This window comes from Streptomyces sp. NPDC050315 (genome assembly GCF_040655775.1).
GTDB lineage: Bacteria > Actinomycetota > Actinomycetes > Streptomycetales > Streptomycetaceae > Streptomyces.
The window spans coordinates 500,206-521,432 of the sequence record NZ_JBFAKN010000001.1; the positions used below are offsets into that span (position 1 = coordinate 500,206).

The window sequence follows — 21,227 nt, forward strand, 5'->3', positions numbered from 1 at the left end:
CAGGGCCTGGGTCACTGCGTGGAGGTGCTTGCTCAATGGGGTCAGCCGTACTCGTCGCCAATCGCGGGGAGATCGCCGTCCGGGTGGTGCGTGCCGCGGCAGCGGCCGGACTGCGGAGCGTCGCGGTGTACGCGGAGGACGATGCGGCGGCCCCGCACGTCCGGCTCGCCGACGAGGCGCATCCACTGCCCGGTTCCGGGCCCGCCGCCTACCTCGACGCGGCGGCCCTGCTGGCCGTCGCCCGGGAGGCCGACTGTGCGTACGTGCATCCCGGATACGGCTTCCTCAGCGAGGACGCCGACTTCGCGCGGGCCTGCGCCGAGGCGGGCACCGTATTCGTCGGCCCCTCCCCCGAGGTGCTCGGGCTCTTCGGTGACAAGGCGCGGGCCCGGGCGCTCGCGGAGTCCCTGGACGTACCCGTACTGCCGGGCACCGGCGGCCCGACAACGCTCGACGAGGCCCGCGCGTTCCTGGCCGAAGGGCCCGGCGCGGGCGGCCCGGTGATGGTCAAGGCGCTCGGCGGGGGCGGCGGCCGCGGGATGCGGCGGGCGCGGGACGCGGCCGAGCTGGCCGAGGTGTGGGAACGCTGCCGTTCGGAGGCGGTACAGGGCTTCGGGCGCGGCGAGTTGTACGTCGAACGGCTGCTGACCGGGGCCCGGCACATCGAGGTACAGGTCATCGGCGACGCCACGGGGGCGGTCACCCACGTATGGGAGCGGGACTGCTCGGCCCAGCGCCGCCACCAGAAGCTCATCGAGATCGCGCCGGCACCCGCACTGCCGGCGGACGTCCGCGACCGGCTGCTGGAGTGCGCACTGCGAATGGCGCGCGAAGTGGGCTACACAGGCGTCGGCACCTTCGAATTCCTCGTGAGCGGCGAGGAGTACCACTTCATGGAGGCCAATCCGCGGCTCCAGGTGGAGCACACCGTCACCGAGGAAGTGACGGGCGTGGACCTGGTCGACGCGCAGCTGCGGCTGGCGGCCGGGGCGACGCTGGCCGATCTGGGGCTGGCCGACGGGCCGCCCGCGGCGCGCGGCTTCGCCGTACAGGCGCGGGTCAACGCCGAGGTGACGGCGGCGGACGGTACGGTACGCGGCTCGGCCGGCACGCTGACCCGCTTCGAGGTGCCGACCGGGCCAGGCGTGCGGGTGGACACCGGTGCGCGCGGCGGGCTGACGGTCGGCGCGCGTTATGACCCGCTGCTGGCGAAGGTCGTCACGCGGGTGCCGGTAGCGGACTTCGCGACGGCCTGCGAGCGCTCCCGGCAGGCGCTCGCGGAGTTCGCCGTGGAGGGCGTACGGACCGGAATTCCGCTGCTGCGGGCGGTGCTGGGCCATCCGGAGTTCGCGGCGGGCGGCACGGACACGTCCTGGGTGACCGAGCATCTGCCCGAGCTGGTCGCCGACCACGACGAGCCGGCGGCGGCAGCGGAGCCCGACGAGGACGGCGCGGTGGTCGCGCCCATGGCCGGGACCGTCGTCACGGTGGAGGTGGCACCCGGCGACACCGTACCGGCGGGCGCCCAGCTCCTCGTGCTCGAAGCGATGAAGATGGAGCACGTCGTCACGGCACCGACTGCGGGGATCGTACGGTCCGTACGGGCGGCGGTCGGCGACACGGCCGCCGAGGGGCAGGCGTTGGTGGTCCTGGAGCCGGTCGCTGGCGATGCGGCCGATGAGGCGGCCACCGCGGAGACCGACCCGGACGCCATCCGGCCCGATCTCGCGGAAGCGCTGGCCCGGCACGCGGTCGGGCTCGACGCGCAGCGCCCGGAGGCGGTCGCCAAGCGGCACGAACTCGGCCGCCGGACCGCGCGCGAGAACATCGACGACCTGTGCGACGAGGGCAGCTTCACGGAGTTCGGCGCGCTGGCGATCGCGGCGCAGCGCAGGCGGCGTTCGCTGGACGACCTGATCGCCTCGACACCGGCCGACGGCATGGTCACCGGTACCGGGACGGTCGACGGCGCGCCATGCGTGGCGATGTCGTACGACTACACCGTCCTCGCAGGCACACAGGGTCACAACAACCACCGCAAGACCGACCGCCTGCTGGGCGTGGCCGAGCAGCGGAAGCTGCCCGTCGTACTGTTCGCGGAGGGCGGCGGCGGCCGCCCCGGCGACACCGACACCGCCTCGATCGCCGGCCTCGACATCATGACGTTCCATCAGATGGGGCGGCTGAGTGGTCTGGTCCCGCTGGTCGGCATCGCGTCCGGGCGCTGCTTCGCGGGCAATGCCGCATTGCTGGGCTGCTGCGATGTGGTGATCGCGACGCCCGAGGCGTCGATCGGAATGGGCGGCCCGGCGATGATCGAGGGCGGCGGGCTCGGCGTGTACGCACCCGAGGAGGTCGGCCCGCTGTCCGTACAGGTCCCGAACGGCGTAGTGGACATACCCGTCGCGGACGAGGCCGAGGCGGTGCGCGCGGCCAAGCGTTACCTGTCGTACTTCCGCGGCCCGGCGGAGGACTGGGAGGCCCCCGACCCGCGACTCCTGCGACACGCCATCCCCGAGAACCGGCGGCGCGCGTATCCCGTCCGCCGGGTGATCGACGGGCTGGCCGACACCGGCTCGGTGCTGGAGCTGCGGGCCGGGTTCGGTACGGGCGTGGTGACGGCCCTGGTACGGGTCGCGGGGCGCCCAATGGGTCTGCTGGCCAACAACCCGGAACACCTCGGCGGCGCGATCGACCGCGACGCCGCCGACAAGGCCGCCCGCTTCCTCCAACTCTGCGACGCCTTCGGACTGCCGGTCCTGGCCCTCTGCGACACCCCCGGCTTCATGGTCGGCCCCTACGCCGAACGGACCGCGACCGTCCGCCACTTCTCCCGCCTCTTCGTCACCGGCGCCAACCTCCGCGTCCCCGTCGTCTCACTGATCCTCCGCAAGGCGTACGGCCTCGGCGCGATGGCAATGATGGGCGGCTCGACCCGCGCACCACTGGCCACCGCGGCCTGGCCGACGGGCGAACTGGGCGGCATGGGCCTGGAGGGCGCGGTCCGCCTGGGCTACCGCAAGGAACTGGAGGCCATCACGGACCCGGACGAGCGCCGGCACGCGTTCGAGTCCCGGGTCGCCGAACTGTACGAACACGGCAAGGCCCTGAACGCGGCGGCGGCGCTGGAGATCGACGCGGTCATCGATCCGGCGGGGTCCCGGGAGTGGGTTGTGGCGGCGTTGGAGGGGTATCGGGCGGAGGAACTGCCGCCGAGCTCAAGGGGGTTCGTGGATACGTGGTGAGCGACGGGGCGGCCGGGATCAGGCATGGATCGGCGTCCGCAGGCCGGTCAGTGGTGCCCCCGTACCCCCATGTCGGGTGGCGATGATTTCGGCGGCGATGGAGAGGGCGGTTTCTTCGGGGGTGCGGGCGCCGAGGTCGAGGCCGATCGGGGAGTGGAGGCGGGCCAGGTCCTGGTCGGTGAGGCCGGCTTCGCGGAGGCGGCGGTTGCGGTCCTCGTGGGTGCGGCGTGAGCCCATCGCGCCGATGAACGCGGCCGGTCGCCGCAGGGCCGTTGTCAGCAGGGGGACGTCGAATTTGGCGTCGTGGGTGAGCACGCACAGGACCGTGCGGTCGTCGGTTTCGGTGCGTTCGAGGTAACGGTGCGGCCAGTCGACGACGATGTCGTCGGCATCGGGGAAGCGGGCCCGCGTGGCGAAGACGGCGCGGGCGTCGCAGACGGTGACGTGGTAGCCGAGGAACTTGCCCGTACGGACGAGAGCCGCGGCGAAGTCGATGGCGCCGAAGACGATCATGTGGGGTGGCGGGACGCTGGATTCGACGAACAGCGTTACGCCGCCCGGGCAGTGCGATCCGTCCTCGGAGATGTCGAGGGTGCCGGTGCGGCCCACGTCCAGCATGGCTCGGGCTTCGGCCGCGGCCGTACGGTCGAGCTCCGGGTGCCCGCCGCCGAAACCGCCCCCGGGTGAGTCGGGACCGGACGAGTCCTCGTGACGGCCCTCGTACGGGCCACCGGGAGCGCCCTCGTGCGGGCCCCCGAGGCTGCCTTCGTACGAGCCGTCCGGGTGGACCAGAAGTGCCCTGCCCAGCAGTTCGGGGGGACCCGCGGCCACGCGGGCGAGGGCCGTCGGCTCGCCGCCGGCCGCGCCGGACAGGGCGGCCGCGAGGACCGCCCTGTCCGGGGCGTCGGCGGGTACCGGTGTGACCAGGACCTCGATGACTCCGCCGCAGGTCAGGCCGACGGCGAAGGCATCCTCGTCGCTGTAGCCGAAGCGTTCGCGTACCGTCGTGCCGTCCTGGAGGGCCTGCACGCACAGGTCGTACACGGCGCCTTCCACGCAGCCGCCGGAGACCGAGCCGATCGCCGTGCCGTCGCTGTCGACGGCGAGGGCGGCGCCGGGCCGGCGCGGCGCGCTGCCGCCCACGGCCACGACGCTCGCCACGGCGAACTCGCGGTCCTCACGCATCCACCGGTCCAGCTCGGCGGCGATGTCAAGCATCCGGGCCCTCGGCACCGGCGCCCACGCTCACACCCGCACCGGCCGGTGCCACGGCGCCCGCCAGCAGGACGCGGTCCGGGCGGATCGGCAGGTGGCGGTGGCGTACGCCGGTCGCGTGCCAGACCGCGTTGGCGATCGCCGCGGCGGCTCCGACGATGCCGATCTCGCCGACGCCCTTGATGCCGACCGGGTCGTCCGCGTCGGTGTCCTCGACCCAGTCGGCCTCGATGAGCGGCACATCGGCGTTGGCGGCGACGTGGTAGCCCGCGAGGTCGGCGCCGACGTGGCCGCCCGAGGCCGCGTCCCGTACCGCCTCCTCGTGCAGCGCCATGGACAGGCCCCAGGTCATCCCGCCGACGAGCTGGCTGCGTGCGGTCAGCGGGTTCACGATCCGGCCCGCGGCGAAGATGCCGAGCATCCGGCGTACGCGGACCTCGCCGGTCGTGACGTCCACCGCGGTCTCGGCGAACTGCGCCCCGAAGGAGTACCGCTCCTTCTGGGCCAGCGCGGCGAGGGCCTCCGAGGTGTCCGACCGTACGGTGATGCCCTCGGGCGGGACGGTGCCGCCGAGCGCCAGCTTCTCCCGGAGTTCCTTCGCCGCGCCCGTGACCGCCCAGGCCCAGGAGCGGGTGCCCATCGAGCCGCCCGCGATCATGGCCGGGCCGAAGTCGCTGTCCGCGATCCGGGTACGGACGCGGCCGGGCTCCACCTCCAGCGCGTCGGCGGCGATCTGGGTGAGCGCGGTCCGCGCACCGGTCCCGATGTCCGCCGCGTTGATCCGCACGGTGAAGGTGCCGTCCGCCTCGGCCGTCACGGCGGCGGTGGAGGGCATCGCATTTGAGGGGAACGAGGCCGCCGCCACGCCCGTACCCAGCAGCCAGCGCCCTTCGCGGCGCACGCCGGGGCGCGGGTCGCGGTCGGCCCAGCCGAACCGGCGGGCGCCCTCTTCGAAGCAGGCGAGCAGGTTGCGGCTGCTGAACGGCAGGCCGGAGACGGGCCCCGCGTCCGGTTCGTTCCGTACTCGCAGCGCGATCGGGTCGACGCCGCACTTCTCGGCGAGTTCGTCGAGCGCGCACTCCATCGCGAAGGAGCCCGGTGCCTCGCCCGGCGCACGCATGAAGGTCGGGGTCGGGACGTCGAGGCGTACGACGCGGTTGACGGAGTGGTGCGCGTCGGAGGCGTACATCGCACGGCCCACGGCGGCGCTCGGCTCGATGAATTCGTGCACGGTCGACGAGAGGTTCTGGGCCTCATGGGCGAACGCGCGCAGTCGCCCGTCGGCGTCGGCGCCGAGCCGGACCCGCTGCACGGTGGGGCTGCGGTAGCCGGTGAGCGAGAACATCTGACGGCGGGTCAGTACGACGCGTACCGGGCGCTGGAGGGCGGTCGCGGCCATCACCGCGCACACCTGGTGGACCCGGATTCCCTTGGATCCGAAGCCGCCGCCGACGTGCTCGGAACGCACCCGCACCGAGGTCGGGTCGAGGGAGAAGAGGTTCGCGAGCTCGGCCGCCACCCACATGGTGCCCTGGTTGGAGTCGACGACCTCGAGCCGGCCGTCCTCCCAGCGCGCCATCGCCGCGTGCGGCTCCATCATGGCGTGGTGCTCTTCGGGCGTGGTGTACTCCGCGTCCAGGACGACGGCGGAAGCGGCGAGTTCGGCCTCGACGTCACCCTTCTCCACGGCGGAGTTCTCCGGGGTGTACGTACCGTCCCGGCCCGCGGCGAACGCGACGTCGTGCGGCTCCTCGTCGTACTCCACCACCAGCGCCTCCGCGGCCTCCCTGGCCTGCTCGGAGGTCTCGGCGACGACCAGCGCCACCGGCCAGCCCAGGTACGGCACACGGTCGTCCTGGAAGACCGCGAGGGTCGGGTCGGGCCGCCCGAGCAGCCCCACGTAGTCGATGTCGAGGCGCGGCGCGTTCCCGTGGTGCAGTACGGACAGTACGCCGGGCATGGCCAGTACGGCGTCGGCGCCGATGGAGCGGATGCGGCCGCGGGCGACGGTGGAGACCACCAGCCAGCCGTGCGCGAGCTCGGCGTAGGGGATCTCGCCCGCGTAACGCGCCGCTCCGGTGACCTTGGCGACGCCCTCGACGCGCGTGTGCGCGGTGCCAACGGCCCCCGTCACGGCCGGGGTTCCGGTCATCGTGGTCATCGGGCGGCCTCCTCGGCGAGCTCGGTGAGTACGGCTGTGACGAGGTTGCGCATCAGTGTCACCTTGTATCCGTTGTCGGGCAGCGCCTCGGCGGCCGCCAGCTCGGCGTCCGCGGCGGCGGCGAAGGCTTCGGCGGTCGCCGGACCACCGGTCAGCACCCGCTCGGCCGTCAGCGCACGCCACGGCCGGGACGCCACCGCACCGAAGGCGAGGCGTACATCGCGTACGGTCCCGTCCTCCTGGATGTCGAGCGCCGCGGCGACCGAGCCGATGGCGAAGGCGTAGGAGGCGCGCTCGCGCACCTTGCGGTACCGCGAGACGGCGGCGACCGGCGCCGGCGGCAGGGTGACGCCGGTGATCAGCGCGCCGGTCGGCAGGGCGGTCTCCAGATGCGGGGTGTCGCCCACCGGGAGGTAGAACTCCGAGAGCGGCAACTCCCCCGGTCCGTCGGCCGTTTCGTACGTCACGATCGCGTCGAAGGCGGCGAGCGCGACCCCCATGTCCGAGGGGTGGGTGGCGATGCAGTGCGTGGAAGCGCCGAGGATCGCGTGGTTGCGGTGCTCGCCCTCGATGGCGGGGCAACCGCTGCCGGGGGCACGCTTGTTGCACGGCTTGGCGGTGTCGGTGAAGTAGCCGCAGCGGGTGCGCTGGAGCAGATTCCCGCCGACCGTCGCCATGTTGCGCAGCTGCCCCGAGGCACCGGCCAGCACGGCCTGCGCCAACGCCGGGTAACGGCGGCGTACTTCGGGGTGCGCCGCGAGGTCGCTGTTGGTGACGGTCGCACCGATGTGCAGACCGCCGTCGTCCGTCGCCTCGATCCGGTCGAGGGGCAGGTCCCGTACGTCGATGAGCAGTCCGGGCCGCTCCACGCCGGTCTTCATCAGGTCGACGAGGTTGGTGCCGCCGCCGAGGAAGCGCGCGTCGGGCTCGGCGCCGAGCAGCGCGACCGCGCCGGGGACGTCGAGGACGCGCTGGTAACCGAATTCCTTCATACCGCGGCCTCCACCCCGGCCGCGCGCGCGACCGCCTGGACGATGGACACATACGCACCGCAGCGGCACAGGTTGCCGCTCATCCGTTCCCGGATCTCGTCGGCGGTGAGCGGCGGCGGTCCCGCTTCGGGCCGTACGTCGTCGGTCACGGCGCTCGGCCAGCCCGCCGCGTGCTCCTCGATCACGGCGAGGGCCGAACAGATCTGCCCCGGCGTGCAGTAGCCGCACTGGTAACCGTCGAGGTCGACGAACGCCTGCTGCACCGGGTGCAGTTGATCGCCGTCGGCCACGCCTTCGATGGTGGTGATCTCGCGCCCCTCGGCGGCCACCGCGAGCTGCAGGCAGGACACGGCCCGCCGCCCGTCGAGCAGCACCGTGCAGGCGCCGCACTGCCCCTGATCGCACCCCTTCTTCGTACCTGTCAGATCGAGCCGCTCGCGCAGCGCGTCGAGCAGGGTGGTGCGGTGGTCGACGGGCAGCGTGTACTTCTCTCCGTTGACGTGCAAGGTGATGGCGCTGGACGTCGATGGGGCCATGAACAGCCTTCTTTCGCGTGTGTGGTGCGCGGTGGGCACCGTGTGGGTACACGGTGGGCGACTGGACGCGGGGCGGTGTGGTGGTCGGCGCGGCCGGGCGGAGGACTGTACGGTCCCGTCACGCGGGCGGGCGCGCCGCGTGCGGGAAGGGCGGGCCGGACTCTGCACCGGTCTCGGTCGCCACCGGCCGTCCACTCCCCCGTCATCTGCCGCTATGGTGAGCCTAAGCGGACAACTGTCCGTAACACTGGAACCTACCGGACAGCTGTCCGCTTAGCAAGGCCCGCCCGGCGGTGTTTCCCGTCCGCGGTTCTCGGAAGGAGGACGAGTGCAGCAGCCGAACGACCCACCACTGCGCTCGGACGCGCAACGGAATCGCGAGCGCATCCTGGAAGTGGCACTGGCCGAACTGACCCGCTCGGCGGACGCCCCGCTGAGCACGATCGCCAAGAAGGCAGGCGTCGGACAGGGGACCTTCTACCGCAACTTCCCCAGCCGCGAGGCCCTCGTCCTGGAGGTCTACCGGTACGAGATGCAGCAGGTCGCCGACGCCGCGGCCCAGCTGCTCGAAACCCGCCCGCCGGACCAGGCGCTGCGGGAGTGGATGAGCCGCCTCGCCCAGTACGCCATGGCCAAGGCGGGCCTCGCCGACGCGATGCGCAAGGCCACCTGCTCCCAGGGCAGCCTGGCCGGCCTGGGGCACGCCCCGCTGACCTCGGCCGTCGCGCTCCTGCTGAACGCGAACGAGGAGGCCGGCACCATCCGTCCGGGGGTGACCCCCGACGACTTCATACTCGCCATCGCCGGCCTCTGGCAGATCGGCGCCCAGGGCGACTGGGAGTCCCGCGCCACCCGCCTCCTGGACCTCGTCATGGACGGCCTCCGCGCGGGGGCACCGGGGCGGTCCTGAACCTCAGCTTTGCTGCGCCGCCGGGGGTGCGGCCGGCTCGCCGTCCGCGGCCGGGGACGGGGACGGGGACGGCCGGGTGGAACCACCGGCGCTCGCGGCGTCCTCCAGGGTCCGGCCCCGGGTCTCCTCCGCCCAGGCGACGCACGCGACCAGCCCGACCACGGTGATGGCCACCCCGGCGTACATCGTTCCGGACACTCCCCAGTGCGTCAGCGACATCGGCACCAGGTAGGTGCCGACGGCGGCTCCGATCTTGCTGAGCGCCACCACCATGCCCACCGCCGTGGCCCGGATGGAGGTGGGGAACAGCTCGTTGGGGTAGAGCCACTCCAGGATGCCGGGCGCTCCGGCGAAGAAGGCGTACAGCGAGAAGCACCCGAGCACCACCGCGACCGGCGCGTCGTTCCACAGCCCGAGGACCAGCAGCGGAATCGTCATCAGCCCGAAGGACCAGGTGATCATCGGGCGGCGGCCCACGGACTCCAGCAGCCGCATCGCCGGTACGCAGCCCACCAGGAACAGCAGGCTCACCAGCGCCGAGCCCACGGTGCCGATGGTGAGCGCGTCGAACCCGAACGCACCGAGCAGCTGCGGACCGAAGACGTAGATGGCCCACATCGGGATCACCTGGCAGGTGTAGAACAGCGAAACGAACAGCAGGCGCCGCAGGTAGACGCCGCGGAAGAGGGCGCGGACGCTGCCGCGCCGGATGTTCTCCGTACGGGCTTCCAGCAGCTGCTCCCGGCTGACGTCAGCGCCCAGGACGGACCGGATCAGCTCGCGGGCCTCGTCGACGCGGCCCTTGTCGATGAGCCACCGGGGCGACTCGGGCGTGCCGTGCCGCAGGGCGAGCACGATCGCGCTGAGGACCGCGGAGCTGGCGAGCATCCAACGCCAGCCGCCTTCGGGGACGGCGAGCGCGATGAGGTAGCCGACGACGTACGCGGCCATCGCGCCGAAGTACCAGGCCATGATCACCCACCCCATGGCACGGACCCGCTGCCGGCGCGGACACCACTCGGTGAGCAGTGCCGTCGCGATCGGGTAGTCGGCGCCGATCGCGAAGCCGATCAGGAAGCGCAGGGCGACAATCTGCCATGGCTCGGTGGTGACGAGGGACGCCAGCGAGGCGATGAACAGCGTGGCGAGGTCGATGGTGTACATCGTCCGCCGGCCGACGATGTCGGCCAGCGGGCCGATCAGCAGACCGCCGAAGAACATGCCGACGATCGCGGCGACGCCGATGAGCGCGGCGGTGGAACCGCTCAGCCCCAGATCCCGGGTCATGTCGCCGAGCGCGACGCCGACGATGCTGAGCAGATAGCCGTCGAGCAATGGCCCGCCGCAGCAGGCCACGAGCAGCTTTCGGTGGAAGGGGCCTACTGGGGCTTCTTCGATCACATCGATCTTCACATCGGACTCCCGTCGAAGGCCATGCTTTTCGCCTGTCGATTTATTGGAGAAATCGAAAGGGAATACTCCGCTCTCGCGCCGCGCGCAGTCAACGAGGCGACCACGACCAAACGGGCGGCAGATCGCCCCGGCGTGCCCTCTCGGCGTCTTCCGCTGGCGGTATAAAAGATTTCTACTGACCGCATTCATAATGCGTTCCGGCAGCTTTCCGCTGTGTGGTTGACCTGCCCCGGAGAGGCTGCCACTTTACGCAGATGACCGATTTCACTGCCGCCCGGCACGTCCTACCGCGACCGGACGCACGCCGACCACTGACCACCGTGCTCGACATCCACGACCAGGAGGCGCCGTTCACTCCCATCGGCCCGGTACCGCCCCCGGAAAACGCTCCGAATGTGGTGATCGTGCTGGTCGACGACCTCGGATTCGGTACCTCCAGCGCATTCGGCGGGCCGTGCGAGATGCCGGCCGCCGAGAAACTCGCCGATAATGGTCTGCGTTATACCCGCTTTCATGTGACGGCGCTGTGCTCGCCGACCCGGCAGGCCCTGCTGACGGGGCGTAATCACCACTCGGTCGGCATGGGCGGCACCACCGAGATGGCCACCGCGGCGCCCGGGTACAACGGGTTCCGGCCCCGGAGTGCGGCGACCATGGCCCAGATACTGCAGGGCAACGGCTACAGCACGGCGGCGTTCGGCAAATGGCACCGGGCCCCGCCGCGCGAGATCAGTGCGGTCGGGCCGTTCGACCGCTGGCCGACCGGAGAAGGGTTCGACACCTTCTACGGTTTCATGGGTGCCGAGATGAATCACTGGTACCCGCTGCTGTACCAGGGCACCACCCCGGTCGAACCGGATCGCCGCCCCGAGGACGGCTACCACCTCACCGAGGACCTCGTCGACCACGCCATCGACTGGGTGCGCACGCAACGCACGCTCACTCCCGACCGGCCGTTCTTCACCTACCTCGCGCTCGGCGCCGCGCACGCTCCCCTGCATGTCGGGCCCGAGTGGCAGGAGAAGTACCGCGGCCGCTTCGACCACGGCTGGGACCGGCAACGGGAACTCACGCTGCAGCGGCAGAAGGAGCTCGGCGTCGTCCCCGAGGAGACGGAACTCGCCAACTGGGCCGAGGGCGTGCCGCATTGGGACGAGCTGACCGACAATCAGCGCCGCCTCGCCGCCCGGTTCATGGAGACCTTCGCCGGGTTCACCGAGCATGCCGATGCGCAGGTCGGCAGGTTCACCGCCGCGCTGGAGGAGCTCGGCGAGCTGGACAACACACTGTTCGTCTACATCCTCGGTGACAACGGTGCTTCGGGCGAGGGCGGCATCGAGGGGACGATCGTCGAGCACCGGCTCGGGCACGGTGTGGTGGACGATCCGGACGAGATGATCGAGCACATCGACGAGATCGGCGGCCCCCGCAGCTATCCGATCGCCCCGGCCGGCTGGGCGCTGGCGCTGAACACGCCGTACCAGTGGACCAAGCAGGTCGCCTCGCATCTCGGCGGCACCCGGGACGGCATGATCCTGCACTGGCCGCGCGGCGGCGCCGAGCGCGGTGGGCTCCGGCACCAGTTCACCCACGTGATCGATGTACTGCCGACGGTTCTGGACTGTGTGGGCGTCCCGGCGCCGTACAGCGTCGACGGGGTGGCGCAACAACCCATCGAGGGAACGAGCATGCGGGAGACGCTCGCCGATCCGCAGGCACCCGAGCGGCACCGGACGCAGTACTTCGAGATGTGCGGCAATCGCGGCATCTACCACGAGGGGTGGATGGCGGTCACCCGGCACGGCGTCCCGTGGGAGATGGTGCCGACACACGGCAGGCGGTTCGCCGACGACATCTGGGAACTGTACGACCTGAACAGCGACTGGAGCCAGGCACACGATCTCGCCGCCGAACGCCCCGAGAAGATACGGGAGTTGCAGGATCTGTTTCTGATCGAGGCAGCGAAGTACCAGGTCTTCCCGTTGGACGACCGGGTCACCGAACGGGAGAACCCCGCCGTGGCCGGGCGCATCGACCTGCTCGGCGACCGGACGTCCGTGACCTACCGCGGCGGAATGCGGCGCTTCACCGAGGAGACCACTCCCAACGTCAAGAATCGCTCGCACAGCATCACGGCCGACATCGGCATACCGGACACGGCAGAGGCCAACGGCGTACTCATCGCGCAGGGCGGCCGGTTCGGCGGCTGGTCCCTGTACATGGCGGACGGCAGGCCGTCGTATGTCTACAACTACTTCGGGATGCACCTGTACACCGTGCGCAGTGGGACGGCGTTGGCACCGGGACGGCACGAGGTGCGGCTGGAGTTCGACTACGACGGTGGAGGTCTCGGCAAGGGCGGGACCGCGGTGCTCGTGGTGGACGGTGAGAAGCAGGCGACCGGGCGGGTCGAGCAGACCATTCCGTACTACTTCTCCTTCGACGAGACGCTGAACGTCGGAGTGGACCTGAGCACACCGGTGACCGACGACTACCCGGTCATCGACAACGAGTTCACCGGGACGATCCACTCGGTACGCATCGACCTGGACGGCGCGGCCGCCGACCCGGCCGAATGCGACGGCGGACTGCACCGGCGTGTGATGGGGGCACAGTGAGCTGCTGCGCACCGTCCGGTGGTGGTGGGCGGGCCATGGCTCGCCCACCGGCTCCGGAAGCCGGCCGCCGGGCGACGACCGAGGGCATGGTGGCGGTGCCCGCCGGTACGTTCCTCATGGGCAGCGAGGACGCGCTCGCCTACCCCGCCGATGGCGAGGGGCCGGTCCGGAGCGTGTACGTCGATGCTTTCTGGATCGACGCCTGCGCGGTGTCCAACGCGGACTTCGGCCGGTTCACCGCGGAGACGGGATACCGGACCGGTGCCGAGCGGATCGGCTGGTCGTTCGTCTTCGCCGGTCTGCTCCCGGACGACTTCCCGCCCACCAGGGGTGTGGTGAGCGCGCCGTGGTGGCGCCAGGTCGAGGGCGCCGACTGGCGGCATCCGGAGGGGCCGCACTCCACCGTGGCCGGCCGGCCTGACCATCCCGTCGTCCACCTCGACTGGCACGACGCCCGTGCCTACTGTGCCTGGGCCGGCAAGCGCCTGCCCACGGAGGCGGAGTGGGAACGGGCCGCCCGCGGGGGCCTGCACGGCAAGGTGTTCCCCTGGGGCGATGAGCTCGTACCGGACGGGCAGCACCGGATGAATGTGTGGCAGGGCGACTTCCCCGCCCACAACACCCGGGCCGATGGCTGGTACGGCACGTGCCCGGTGACCGCCTTCGAGCCGAACGGGTTCGGCCTGTACAACACGACCGGCAACGTCTGGGAGTGGTGCGCGGACCGCTTCTCGTCGCGCGCCGGCGGGCCGCACGCGTCGCCGTACCGACCGGCCGCCGCGTCGGAGCGCGTCGCCAAGGGCGGCTCCTACCTCTGTCACGAGTCCTACTGCCGCCGCTACCGTGTCGCCGCACGACAAGGGCTGACCCCGGATTCGGCCATCGGCAACGTGGGTTTCCGGTGCGCCCTGGACCCGGGCTGATCTGAGGAAGGTGGGCAGGCAGTGGAACGACGCCAGCTGGAGTACTTCATCGCCGTCGTCGAACACCGTGGTTTCACCTCGGCCGCGCATGCCCTGCACGTCGCCCAGCCGTCGCTTTCCCACTCCATCCGGGCGCTGGAACGCGAACTGGGCGGCAGCCTCTTCCACCGCCTGCCGCACGGCGTCGCGCTCACCGCGGCGGGCGAGGCGCTCGTGGGGCCTGCCCTCCAGGTGCTGCGCGACCTGTCCACGGCCACGTCGTCGGTGCGCGAGGTACTCGGTCTCAGCGGCGGGCGGCTGGACATCGTCTCGCAGACCACCTTGGCGGTCGACCCGCTGGCCGATCTGCTGGGCCGCTTCCACGCCGCGCATCCCAAGGTCACCGTGCGGGTCATCGACCCGGAGCGCGGCTCCGAGGTGGTGCAGATGGTGCGCACCGGTCAGTGTGAACTCGGGCTGGTGGACGCTTCCGTGCAGACAACGGCGGCCGCGTCGGAGCTGTGCGGGACCGAACTCCCCGAGCAGGAAATGCATGTCGTACTGCCCCCGGACCACCCCCACCCGCAGCCGAGCACCATCGGCCTGCGGGAACTGGCCGCACTGGGCCTCATCGTCACACCGCCGGGCACGGCGACCCGGGACACCCTCGACGAGGTATGCGCGAAGGCCGACACCACACCGCGGATCGTGGTGGAAACGGCTCACCGGGCGATGATCGTGCCGCTGGTGCTCGCCGGTGCGGGCGCGGCCCTGCTGACGACATCCATGGCCGCCGACGCCGCGCTTCGCGGTGCCCGGATGCTGTCCACCCGTCCGCGGTTGCTGCGGCGCGGCAGACTGGTGTGGCGGTCGGGCCCACTGGCACCGGCCGCCCAGGCCTTCGTGGACCTCGCGTGCCGTACGCAGGAGGAGCGGCTTCAGGAAGAGCGGCGCAGCCAGTCGTCGAAGCGGGTCCCGCCCAGCCGGGCGCGCCCGTCATCGGGGACGAGGCTGCGCTCCGCCAGCTCGGAACCGAAGTAGTGGGCGTGCGGGTCGGGGACGACGGTCCGCGGGTCGTGCCAGGCACGCAGCGCTTCGGCGACGAGCTCGTCGAAGCGGAACTGCTGGGGCCCGGCCACCTCGATGGTGCCCTTCAACGGGGCGTCCATGGCGGCCCTGGACACGGCGTCGGCGACATCGTCGGCCGCCATGGGCTGGAAGAGCACGGGCGGCACGCGCACGGTGTCGCCGTCGGTGGCGGTGTCGGCGATGCCCTTGACGAATTCGAAGAACTGCGTGGCCCGGACGATGGAGTAAGGGATCGGCCCCTGTTTGATCAGCTGTTCCTGGGCCACCTTCGCCCGGAAGTAGCCGTTGTCGGGCAGGGCGTCGATGCCGACGATCGACAACGCCACGTGGTGCGCCACGCCCGCCGTCACTTCGGCGGCCAGCAGGTTGCGGGTGGAGGTGGTGAAGAAGTCCAGTACCGCCGACGGTTCGAAGGAGGGTGAGTTGGTCACGTCCACAACCACCTCAGCCCCGGCCAGCGCGGCGGCGAGGCCCTCGCCGGTGAGGGTGTTGACGCCTGTGTTGGGTGCGGCGGGCACCGCTTCGTGCCCACGGTCGTTGAGCTTGCCGACCACCTTGCTGCCGATGAGGCCGGTGCCTCCGATGACCACGATCTTCACGTCGTGTACTCCTTGCCTCGACGGCGCCGCTTCAGGACGGCGGCCGGGGTGCGCGCAGGTGGGCGCGCTGTTTCAGTTCGTCGTCGTCGACCAGGGTCAGCATGGGCCGGCCCGGTACGCAGAGCATGGTGACGAGGAAGCGCAGGGGCGTGTCGGTGCGGCTGTTGCCGTCCTGGTAGTGGATGACGTCCCCGCCCGGCTCCCAGAACGTTTCCCCGGCGCGGACGATCCGCTCCGGCTCGCCCTCCAGCTCGAAGCGCATCTCGCCCTCCAGTACGTAACCGAAGGCCGGTCCGGGGTGGCGGTGCGGCGGAGTGCCCGGGTCGCCGGGCGGGTATGCGATCTGGACGGTCATCACATGCGCGCCCTCCGGGATGGCCGGCGGGGTGACCTCCTGCAGCACGGTGAGCGCGGTCTTCCACGCCTCCGACCGCGGCTGCTCGCCGGATTCAGGCATGACGGATCCCTCCTGCAGTGCCGGTTCCGGTGCGACGGTTCGCGAGCACCCTTGAGAGGAGGTCCATTGTTCAACGCACCGACACGCTCGGTGAGCGCCGATCCGGACACGTTTCAGGAGTCTTCGGCCGCGGCCTTTTCAGACGTCTTCGGCGGCGGTTTTCCGGGGTGTCCGGGCGGCGCTCCGCCGCCGGTACAGCACCACGCCGCACACCGCGACGAGCAGGGCGGCCACCGCGGCCACACCGAGTGCCGTTCGCTCGGCGAAGAGCCTTGTCAGCATTTCGAGTGCGCCGAGGCCCGCGGTCGCGTAGACCAGTGCCCAGCACGCTCCCCCGATGAACAGTGCGGGGAGATAGCGCGGCAGGGGCATGCGCATGCTCCCCGCGAGGAAGTTGGCAGCGGTCTGGAAGCCGACGGTCAGGAAGGAGACGGCCACCACCGGCGCGCCCCACCGTTGGATCGCCCGTTCGGCGCGTTGGAACTTGGCCGAGGAGGTCCGCGCGGCGAGCTTCCCGCGCCGGGCACCGGCGCCGGCGAGCCATCCGACGGCGAACGTCCCGCCGGCTCGCAGCAGGACGATGGCATAGAGACCGGCGGCCGTGAGCAGGACCTTATCCACGACGCCTCATCTCTCACCTGCGGGTCTGTTTCGCTGCGCCTGGGACATTCCGGGCAAAGCCCCCCACCAGAACCACCCGGCACAGCCAGGTTAACCGAACGCCCATACAGCGAGTACAGGGCGCCCCCTGCCCCGGTCCCCAGCCCCGCCCCCTGCCCCGGCCTCCGGCCTCGCGCCGACAAGGCCGGAGGTCGGAGCAGGCCGCTCGGCTAGGCTTCCGGCATGAGCAGCAAGGGTCGGGCGCGCGACACGTCGGTGCAGTCGGTGGATCGAGCCGTCTCGATCCTTCAAGTACTGGCCGTACAAGGCCCGTCCGGCGTCACCGACATCGCGGAGGCCCTGGGGGTCCACAAGTCGACCGTGTTCCGGCTGCTCGCCACGCTTGAGGCCCGGGGCCTCGTCGAGCAGGACAGCGAACGCGGGCGGTATCGCATCGGCTACACCGTGGTCGAGCTCGCGGGCGGGGCGACCAAGGGCAGCGATCTGTCGCTGCTGAGCCGTCCGATCTGCCAGGAGCTCGCCGCGGCCGTCGGCGAGACGGTGAATCTGGTGGTGCACGACGGGCAGGCGATCATCAGCGTGGACCAGGTGATCAGCAGCGCGGCCATCACCAGCATCGACTGGGTCGGCAAGCGCACGCCCATCCACGCGACCTCCGCGGGCAAGGTCTTCCTGGCTCATATGCCCCAGGACCAGGCCGCCGAGATCCTCGCGCAGCCACTGGAGAAGTTCACTCCGCACACCATCACGGACCCGGCGCTCCTCAAGGAGGAGCTGCAGACCGTACGCGAACTGGGTTACGGCGCCACGAGCGAGGAGCACGAGATCGGGCTGGCCGCCCTCTCGGCCCCCATCAGGTCGCTGAACGGGCAGGTGGTCGCCGCCGTGACCATCTCCGGTCCGACGTTCCGCATCAATGACCACACGATCCCCGGGCTCGCCGAGCAGCTCATCGCGGCCGGCGACAAGATCTCGTGGCGTAAGGGCTATCTCAGGCGCGGCTGACGGCGGCGCGGCGGGGGTTGACGACGGGGATACTCAGGCCGCACATTTGTCTCGCATAGCGTTACTGTTTCGCATTGCGAAACGCCCTGGCCGGCCACAGAGCTTTCCTAGGAGCGGTTGTGCGCGCATCGACCATGACCATGGATCCCCTGCTCCAGCCCTTCCGGCTGAAGCACCTCACCCTGCGCAACCGGGTGGTCAGCACCTCCCACGAACCGGCATTCGGGGAGGACGGCCTGCCCAAGGACCGCTACCGCGCCTACCACCTCGAAAAGGCGCGCGGCGGCGTCGGCCTGACGATGATCGGCGGCTCCGCCGTCGTCTCACCGGACAGCCCGCCCTCGTTCGGCAATCTGCTGTTGTACCGGGACGAGATCGTGCCGTGGCTGCGCAGGCTCGCCGACGATGTGCATGAGGCCGGTGCGGCCGTGATGTGCCAGGTCACTCACCTCGGGCGGCGTACCAGCAATTACTCCGGTGACTGGCTGCCGGTGGTGGCCGCCTCGCCGTTGCGGGAACCCGCGCACCGGGCGTTCCCCAAGGCCGCCGAGCCCTGGGACCTCGACCGCATCGTCGCCGACTATGTCGCCGCGGCGTTGCGTTGTCAGGCGGGCGGGCTGGACGGCATCGAGCTCCAGTCGTACGGCCACTTCCTCGACAGCTTTCTGTCGCCCGCGACGAACCACCGCGGCGGCGAACTCGGTGGCAGCCTGGAGCACCGGATGGCCTTCCCCCGCCGGGTGATCCGCACCGTACGCGAGGCCGTCGGCCCGGAGTTCGTCGTCGGGATCCGGATGGCGCTCGACGAGGCCCTCCCCGGTGGGCTGGCCTTCGACGAGGCGCTGGTCGCGGCGGAGCAGTTCAGCGCCGACGGCATCGACTTCCTCAGCGCCATCCGCGGCACCATCGAAAGCGATGCCTCCCTGGCGAAGACGATCCCGTCCATGGGGACGCCGTCCGCGCCGTACCTGGAGTTCACCGGCGAGGCCAGGCGGCGCCTGAACATCCCCGTGATGCACGCGGCGCGCATCGCGGACGTGGCCACCGCGCGGTATGCCGTGCGGGAAGGGCTGTTGGACCTCGTCGGCATGACCCGGGCGCAGATCGCCGATCCGCATCTGGTGGCCAAGGTGGCCTCCGGCCAGGAGGACCGCATCCGGCCCTGCGTGGGCGCGAGTTACTGCCTGGACGCGATCTACGACTCCGGGGACACCAAGTGCATTCACAACCCGGCCACCGGGCGCGAACTGCAACTGCCCCACCTCATCACACCGACCATCGGCCGCCGCAGGAAGGCGGTGATCGTCGGGGCCGGTCCGGCCGGGCTCGAAGCCGCCCGCGTCCTGGGCGAACGCGGCCAGGACGTTGTGTTGTTCGAGGCGAGCGACGAGCCCGGCGGTCAGGTGCGGCTCGCCGCGTCGAACCCCCGCCGCCGTGACCTGCTCGGCATCGTCGACTGGCGGGTCGCCGAGTGCAAACACCTCGGCGTCGACCTGCGCCTGGGGACGTACGCCGAGGCCCCGGACGTACTCGCCGAACGCCCCGACCTCGTCATCATCGCCACCGGCGGCATGCCCAACCGATCCTTCCTCACCGAGGGCGAAGATTTGGTCGCCGACACCTGGGACGTGATGTCCGGCTCCCTCCGGCCCCGGAGCACCAATGACGTACTCGTCTACGACGACCACGGCGGCTATCCGGCGATGGATGCCGTGGAGCTGTTGGCACCGGCCGGCGCCCGGCTGCACTACGTCACACCAGAACGCACGCTGGCACCGGACGTCGGCAGCATGAACTCCCCGGCGTATCTGAAGACATTCACCGCGCACGGCGTCACCACCACCCTCGCCCAGCGGCTGCGCTCCGTGCGCCGCACCGGGGACGGACGGCTCACCGCGACCCTGTACAGCGAATACACCGAGGCCGAGACCGAGCACGTCGTCGACCATGTCGTGGTCGAGCACGGCACGCTCCCCAACGACGAGCTGTACACCGACCTCCTGCCCCACTCCCGCAATCTCGGCGAGGTGGACCACCGCGCCCTGCTGGCGCACGAGGAACAGACGGTCGTACGCAACGACACGGGCCAGTACCAACTGTTCCGCATCGGTGACGCGGTCACCAGTCGCAACATCCACGCCGCCGTCTATGACGCCCTGCGGCTGTGCCTGCCGGTCTGACGGAGCCGACGAGACCCGGGAGAGATGAGATGAACGCACCAACGTCCGTCACGAGCGCCGCCGACCTCGTCGCCCGACGCACCGTCGGCCACAGCCTCGAAGCGCCCTTCTACCTCAGCGACGAGTTCTTCGGCCTCGACATCGAAGCCGTCTTCGCCCGCAGCTGGCTCTTCGTCGCGGCGGAGGCCGAACTCCCCGAGCCCGGCGACTACATCACCGTGACCGTCGGACCGTACTCCGTCATCCTCGTCCGCGACGACGACGAGGAGGTACGCGCCTTCCACAACGTCTGCCGGCACCGGGGCGCACGCATCCTCAACGAGGAACGCGGCTCCGTGGGCAACATCGTCTGCGGCTACCACCACTGGACGTACGGCGTGGACGGCACGCTGCTGCACGCCGAGTCGCAAGCGCCCGGCTTCGACCCCTCGTGCTTCGGCCTCAAGACCGTCCACGTCCGCACCGTCGCCGGCCTCGTTTTCCTCAGCCTCGCCGCGCAGCCACCCGCCGACTTCGACGAGATGGCCGCCCGCGTCGAGCCCTACATCGCGCCGCACAATCTGCGGCACGCGAAGGTCGCACACCAGATCGACCTCGTCGAGCACGCCAACTGGAAGCTCACGATGGAGAACAACCGGGAGTGTTACCACTGCGCCGGCCACCCCGAGCTCCAACGCTGCTATTTCCCCCTGTACAACTTCACGGAGGAGAACGTCCCGCCGGCCCTCCGCCCGACCTACGAGCGCTTCTTGCGGGCCGAAGCGGAGGCACACGCGACGTACGAGTCGCTGAGTCTGCCGTACGCCACGATCGAGGAACTGGACAACCGTCCCACCGGCTTCCGCATCCAACGCGAACCGCTCGACCTCGCCGGGGAGTCCTTCACGGCGGACGGCAAGGCCGCGGTCAAGCGGCTGCTGGCCGACTTCCCCACGGCCCGCCTCGGCCGCCTCGGTTTCCATCTGCAACCCAACGCCTGGTTCCACTTCGCGGCGGACCACGCCGTCACCTTCTCGGTCATCCCACTCGCGGCGGACCGCACCCTCGTCCGTACCACCTGGCTGGTGCACGCCGATGCCGTGGAGGGCGTCGACTACGACCTCGACTCGCTGACGCACGTATGGGCTGCCACCAACGAACAGGACGCGGCCTTCGTCGCCCGCGCCCAGCAGGGCATCAGCAGTCCGGCTTACGTGCCCGGGCCGTACAGCCCGACCGAATCCCAGGTCGAGGACTTCATCAACTGGTACATCGGCCGACTGAAGGCATACCTGGAGCGATGAT

At 70.9% G+C, this 21,227-nt stretch carries 16 protein-coding genes; 8 read left to right on the forward strand and 8 right to left on the reverse strand.

Annotated features, from left to right (window positions below; genetic code table 11):
* Positions 1-35 precede the first annotated feature (35 nt).
* Positions 36-3,245 (forward strand): carboxyl transferase domain-containing protein, encoded by a 3,210-nt coding sequence (locus AB0I82_RS02390; protein WP_363255155.1) that lies wholly within the window; start codon positions 36-38, stop codon positions 3,243-3,245.
* A gap of 18 nt (positions 3,246-3,263) precedes the next feature.
* Here AB0I82_RS02390 and AB0I82_RS02395 read toward each other — a convergent pair whose 3' ends face one another.
* From AB0I82_RS02395 to AB0I82_RS02410, 4 genes are read right to left on the reverse strand one after another with little or no spacing between them, the layout of a single operon-like run.
* Entirely contained in the window at positions 3,264-4,463 is a 1,200-nt protein-coding gene (locus AB0I82_RS02395; RefSeq protein ID WP_363255156.1) for an XdhC/CoxI family protein, read from the reverse strand.
* Positions 4,456-6,621: a xanthine dehydrogenase family protein molybdopterin-binding subunit gene (locus tag AB0I82_RS02400; protein WP_363255157.1), complete on the reverse strand. Its 2,166-nt coding sequence runs from the start codon at positions 6,619-6,621 to the stop codon at positions 4,456-4,458. Before AB0I82_RS02400 ends, AB0I82_RS02395 begins: the two co-directional genes overlap by 8 nt.
* On the reverse strand, positions 6,618-7,613 hold the full coding sequence (locus tag AB0I82_RS02405; RefSeq protein WP_363255158.1) for a xanthine dehydrogenase family protein subunit M: 996 nt from the start codon (positions 7,611-7,613) through the stop codon (positions 6,618-6,620). The genes AB0I82_RS02400 and AB0I82_RS02405 overlap by 4 nt, the downstream gene beginning before the upstream one ends.
* Entirely contained in the window at positions 7,610-8,149 is a 540-nt protein-coding gene (locus AB0I82_RS02410) for a 2Fe-2S iron-sulfur cluster-binding protein (protein WP_031055651.1), read from the reverse strand. Before AB0I82_RS02410 ends, AB0I82_RS02405 begins: the two co-directional genes overlap by 4 nt.
* Before the next feature lie 328 nt (positions 8,150-8,477).
* On the opposite strand from AB0I82_RS02410, the gene AB0I82_RS02415 reads away from it, so the two are divergent.
* Positions 8,478-9,059, forward strand: a complete 582-nt coding sequence (locus AB0I82_RS02415) for a TetR/AcrR family transcriptional regulator (protein WP_363255159.1) — start codon at positions 8,478-8,480, stop codon at positions 9,057-9,059.
* A 3-nt stretch (positions 9,060-9,062) separates the two neighbouring features.
* Here AB0I82_RS02415 and AB0I82_RS02420 read toward each other — a convergent pair whose 3' ends face one another.
* Complete coding sequence (locus tag AB0I82_RS02420) at positions 9,063-10,472, reverse strand: MFS transporter (protein WP_363255161.1); 1,410 nt, start codon at positions 10,470-10,472, stop codon at positions 9,063-9,065.
* A gap of 254 nt (positions 10,473-10,726) precedes the next feature.
* On the opposite strand from AB0I82_RS02420, the gene AB0I82_RS02425 reads away from it, so the two are divergent.
* The 3 genes from AB0I82_RS02425 to AB0I82_RS02435 are packed head-to-tail and all read left to right on the forward strand — an operon-like array spanning position 10,727 to position 15,033.
* The gene (locus AB0I82_RS02425) at positions 10,727-13,090 is read left to right on the forward strand and encodes a sulfatase-like hydrolase/transferase (protein WP_363255162.1); all 2,364 of its coding nucleotides are present in this window, start codon (positions 10,727-10,729) and stop codon (positions 13,088-13,090) included.
* 35 nt (positions 13,091-13,125) lie between these two features.
* Positions 13,126-14,013: a formylglycine-generating enzyme family protein gene (locus tag AB0I82_RS02430; protein ID WP_363255163.1), complete on the forward strand. Its 888-nt coding sequence runs from the start codon at positions 13,126-13,128 to the stop codon at positions 14,011-14,013.
* 21 nt (positions 14,014-14,034) lie between these two features.
* Entirely contained in the window at positions 14,035-15,033 is a 999-nt protein-coding gene (locus tag AB0I82_RS02435; protein ID WP_363255164.1) for a LysR family transcriptional regulator, read from the forward strand.
* On the opposite strand, the gene AB0I82_RS02440 is transcribed toward AB0I82_RS02435, so the two are convergent.
* The 3 genes from AB0I82_RS02440 to AB0I82_RS02450 all read right to left on the reverse strand — a co-directional run bounded on the left by AB0I82_RS02440 (position 14,931) and on the right by AB0I82_RS02450 (position 16,758).
* A complete protein-coding gene (locus AB0I82_RS02440) occupies positions 14,931-15,680 on the reverse strand; it encodes an SDR family oxidoreductase (RefSeq protein WP_363255165.1) in 750 nt (249 codons plus the stop codon). The two genes, AB0I82_RS02435 and AB0I82_RS02440, sit on opposite strands and share 103 nt — an antisense overlap.
* A gap of 31 nt (positions 15,681-15,711) precedes the next feature.
* Positions 15,712-16,137, reverse strand: a complete 426-nt coding sequence (locus AB0I82_RS02445) for a cupin domain-containing protein (RefSeq protein WP_363255166.1) — start codon at positions 16,135-16,137, stop codon at positions 15,712-15,714.
* Positions 16,138-16,275: 138 nt separating this feature from the next.
* Positions 16,276-16,758 (reverse strand): VTT domain-containing protein, encoded by a 483-nt coding sequence (locus AB0I82_RS02450; protein WP_363255167.1) that lies wholly within the window; start codon positions 16,756-16,758, stop codon positions 16,276-16,278.
* Between the two features lie 222 nt (positions 16,759-16,980).
* Here AB0I82_RS02450 and AB0I82_RS02455 point away from each other — a divergent pair, with 222 nt between their 5' ends.
* The 3 genes from AB0I82_RS02455 (at position 16,981) to AB0I82_RS02465 (ending at position 21,226) form a co-directional block, all read left to right on the forward strand.
* On the forward strand, positions 16,981-17,763 hold the full coding sequence (locus tag AB0I82_RS02455) for an IclR family transcriptional regulator (protein WP_363255168.1): 783 nt from the start codon (positions 16,981-16,983) through the stop codon (positions 17,761-17,763).
* A 119-nt stretch (positions 17,764-17,882) separates the two neighbouring features.
* Complete coding sequence (locus AB0I82_RS02460; RefSeq protein ID WP_363255170.1) at positions 17,883-19,943, forward strand: NADH:flavin oxidoreductase; 2,061 nt, start codon at positions 17,883-17,885, stop codon at positions 19,941-19,943.
* 29 nt (positions 19,944-19,972) lie between these two features.
* Complete coding sequence (locus AB0I82_RS02465; RefSeq protein ID WP_363255171.1) at positions 19,973-21,226, forward strand: aromatic ring-hydroxylating dioxygenase subunit alpha; 1,254 nt, start codon at positions 19,973-19,975, stop codon at positions 21,224-21,226.
* The last annotated feature ends 1 nt before the right edge of the window (position 21,227 follow it).

What these genes read in the sequence shown, in the direction of transcription:
- AB0I82_RS02405 (WP_363255158.1), bottom strand. Translation starts at nt 7,613, where the DNA reads ATGAAGGAATTCGGTTACCAGCGCGTCCTCGACGTCCCCGGCGCGGTC.
- AB0I82_RS02445 (WP_363255166.1), bottom strand. Translation starts at nt 16,137, where the DNA reads ATGCCTGAATCCGGCGAGCAGCCGCGGTCGGAGGCGTGGAAGACCGCG.
- AB0I82_RS02425 (WP_363255162.1), top strand. Translation starts at nt 10,727, where the DNA reads ATGACCGATTTCACTGCCGCCCGGCACGTCCTACCGCGACCGGACGCA.
- AB0I82_RS02430 (WP_363255163.1), top strand. Translation starts at nt 13,126, where the DNA reads ATGGCTCGCCCACCGGCTCCGGAAGCCGGCCGCCGGGCGACGACCGAG.
- AB0I82_RS02410 (WP_031055651.1), bottom strand. Translation starts at nt 8,149, where the DNA reads ATGGCCCCATCGACGTCCAGCGCCATCACCTTGCACGTCAACGGAGAG.
- AB0I82_RS02455 (WP_363255168.1), top strand. Translation starts at nt 16,981, where the DNA reads ATGAGCAGCAAGGGTCGGGCGCGCGACACGTCGGTGCAGTCGGTGGAT.
- AB0I82_RS02465 (WP_363255171.1), top strand. Translation starts at nt 19,973, where the DNA reads ATGAACGCACCAACGTCCGTCACGAGCGCCGCCGACCTCGTCGCCCGA.
- AB0I82_RS02390 (WP_363255155.1), top strand. Translation starts at nt 36, where the DNA reads ATGGGGTCAGCCGTACTCGTCGCCAATCGCGGGGAGATCGCCGTCCGG.
- AB0I82_RS02395 (WP_363255156.1), bottom strand. Translation starts at nt 4,463, where the DNA reads ATGCTTGACATCGCCGCCGAGCTGGACCGGTGGATGCGTGAGGACCGC.
- AB0I82_RS02400 (WP_363255157.1), bottom strand. Translation starts at nt 6,621, where the DNA reads ATGACCACGATGACCGGAACCCCGGCCGTGACGGGGGCCGTTGGCACC.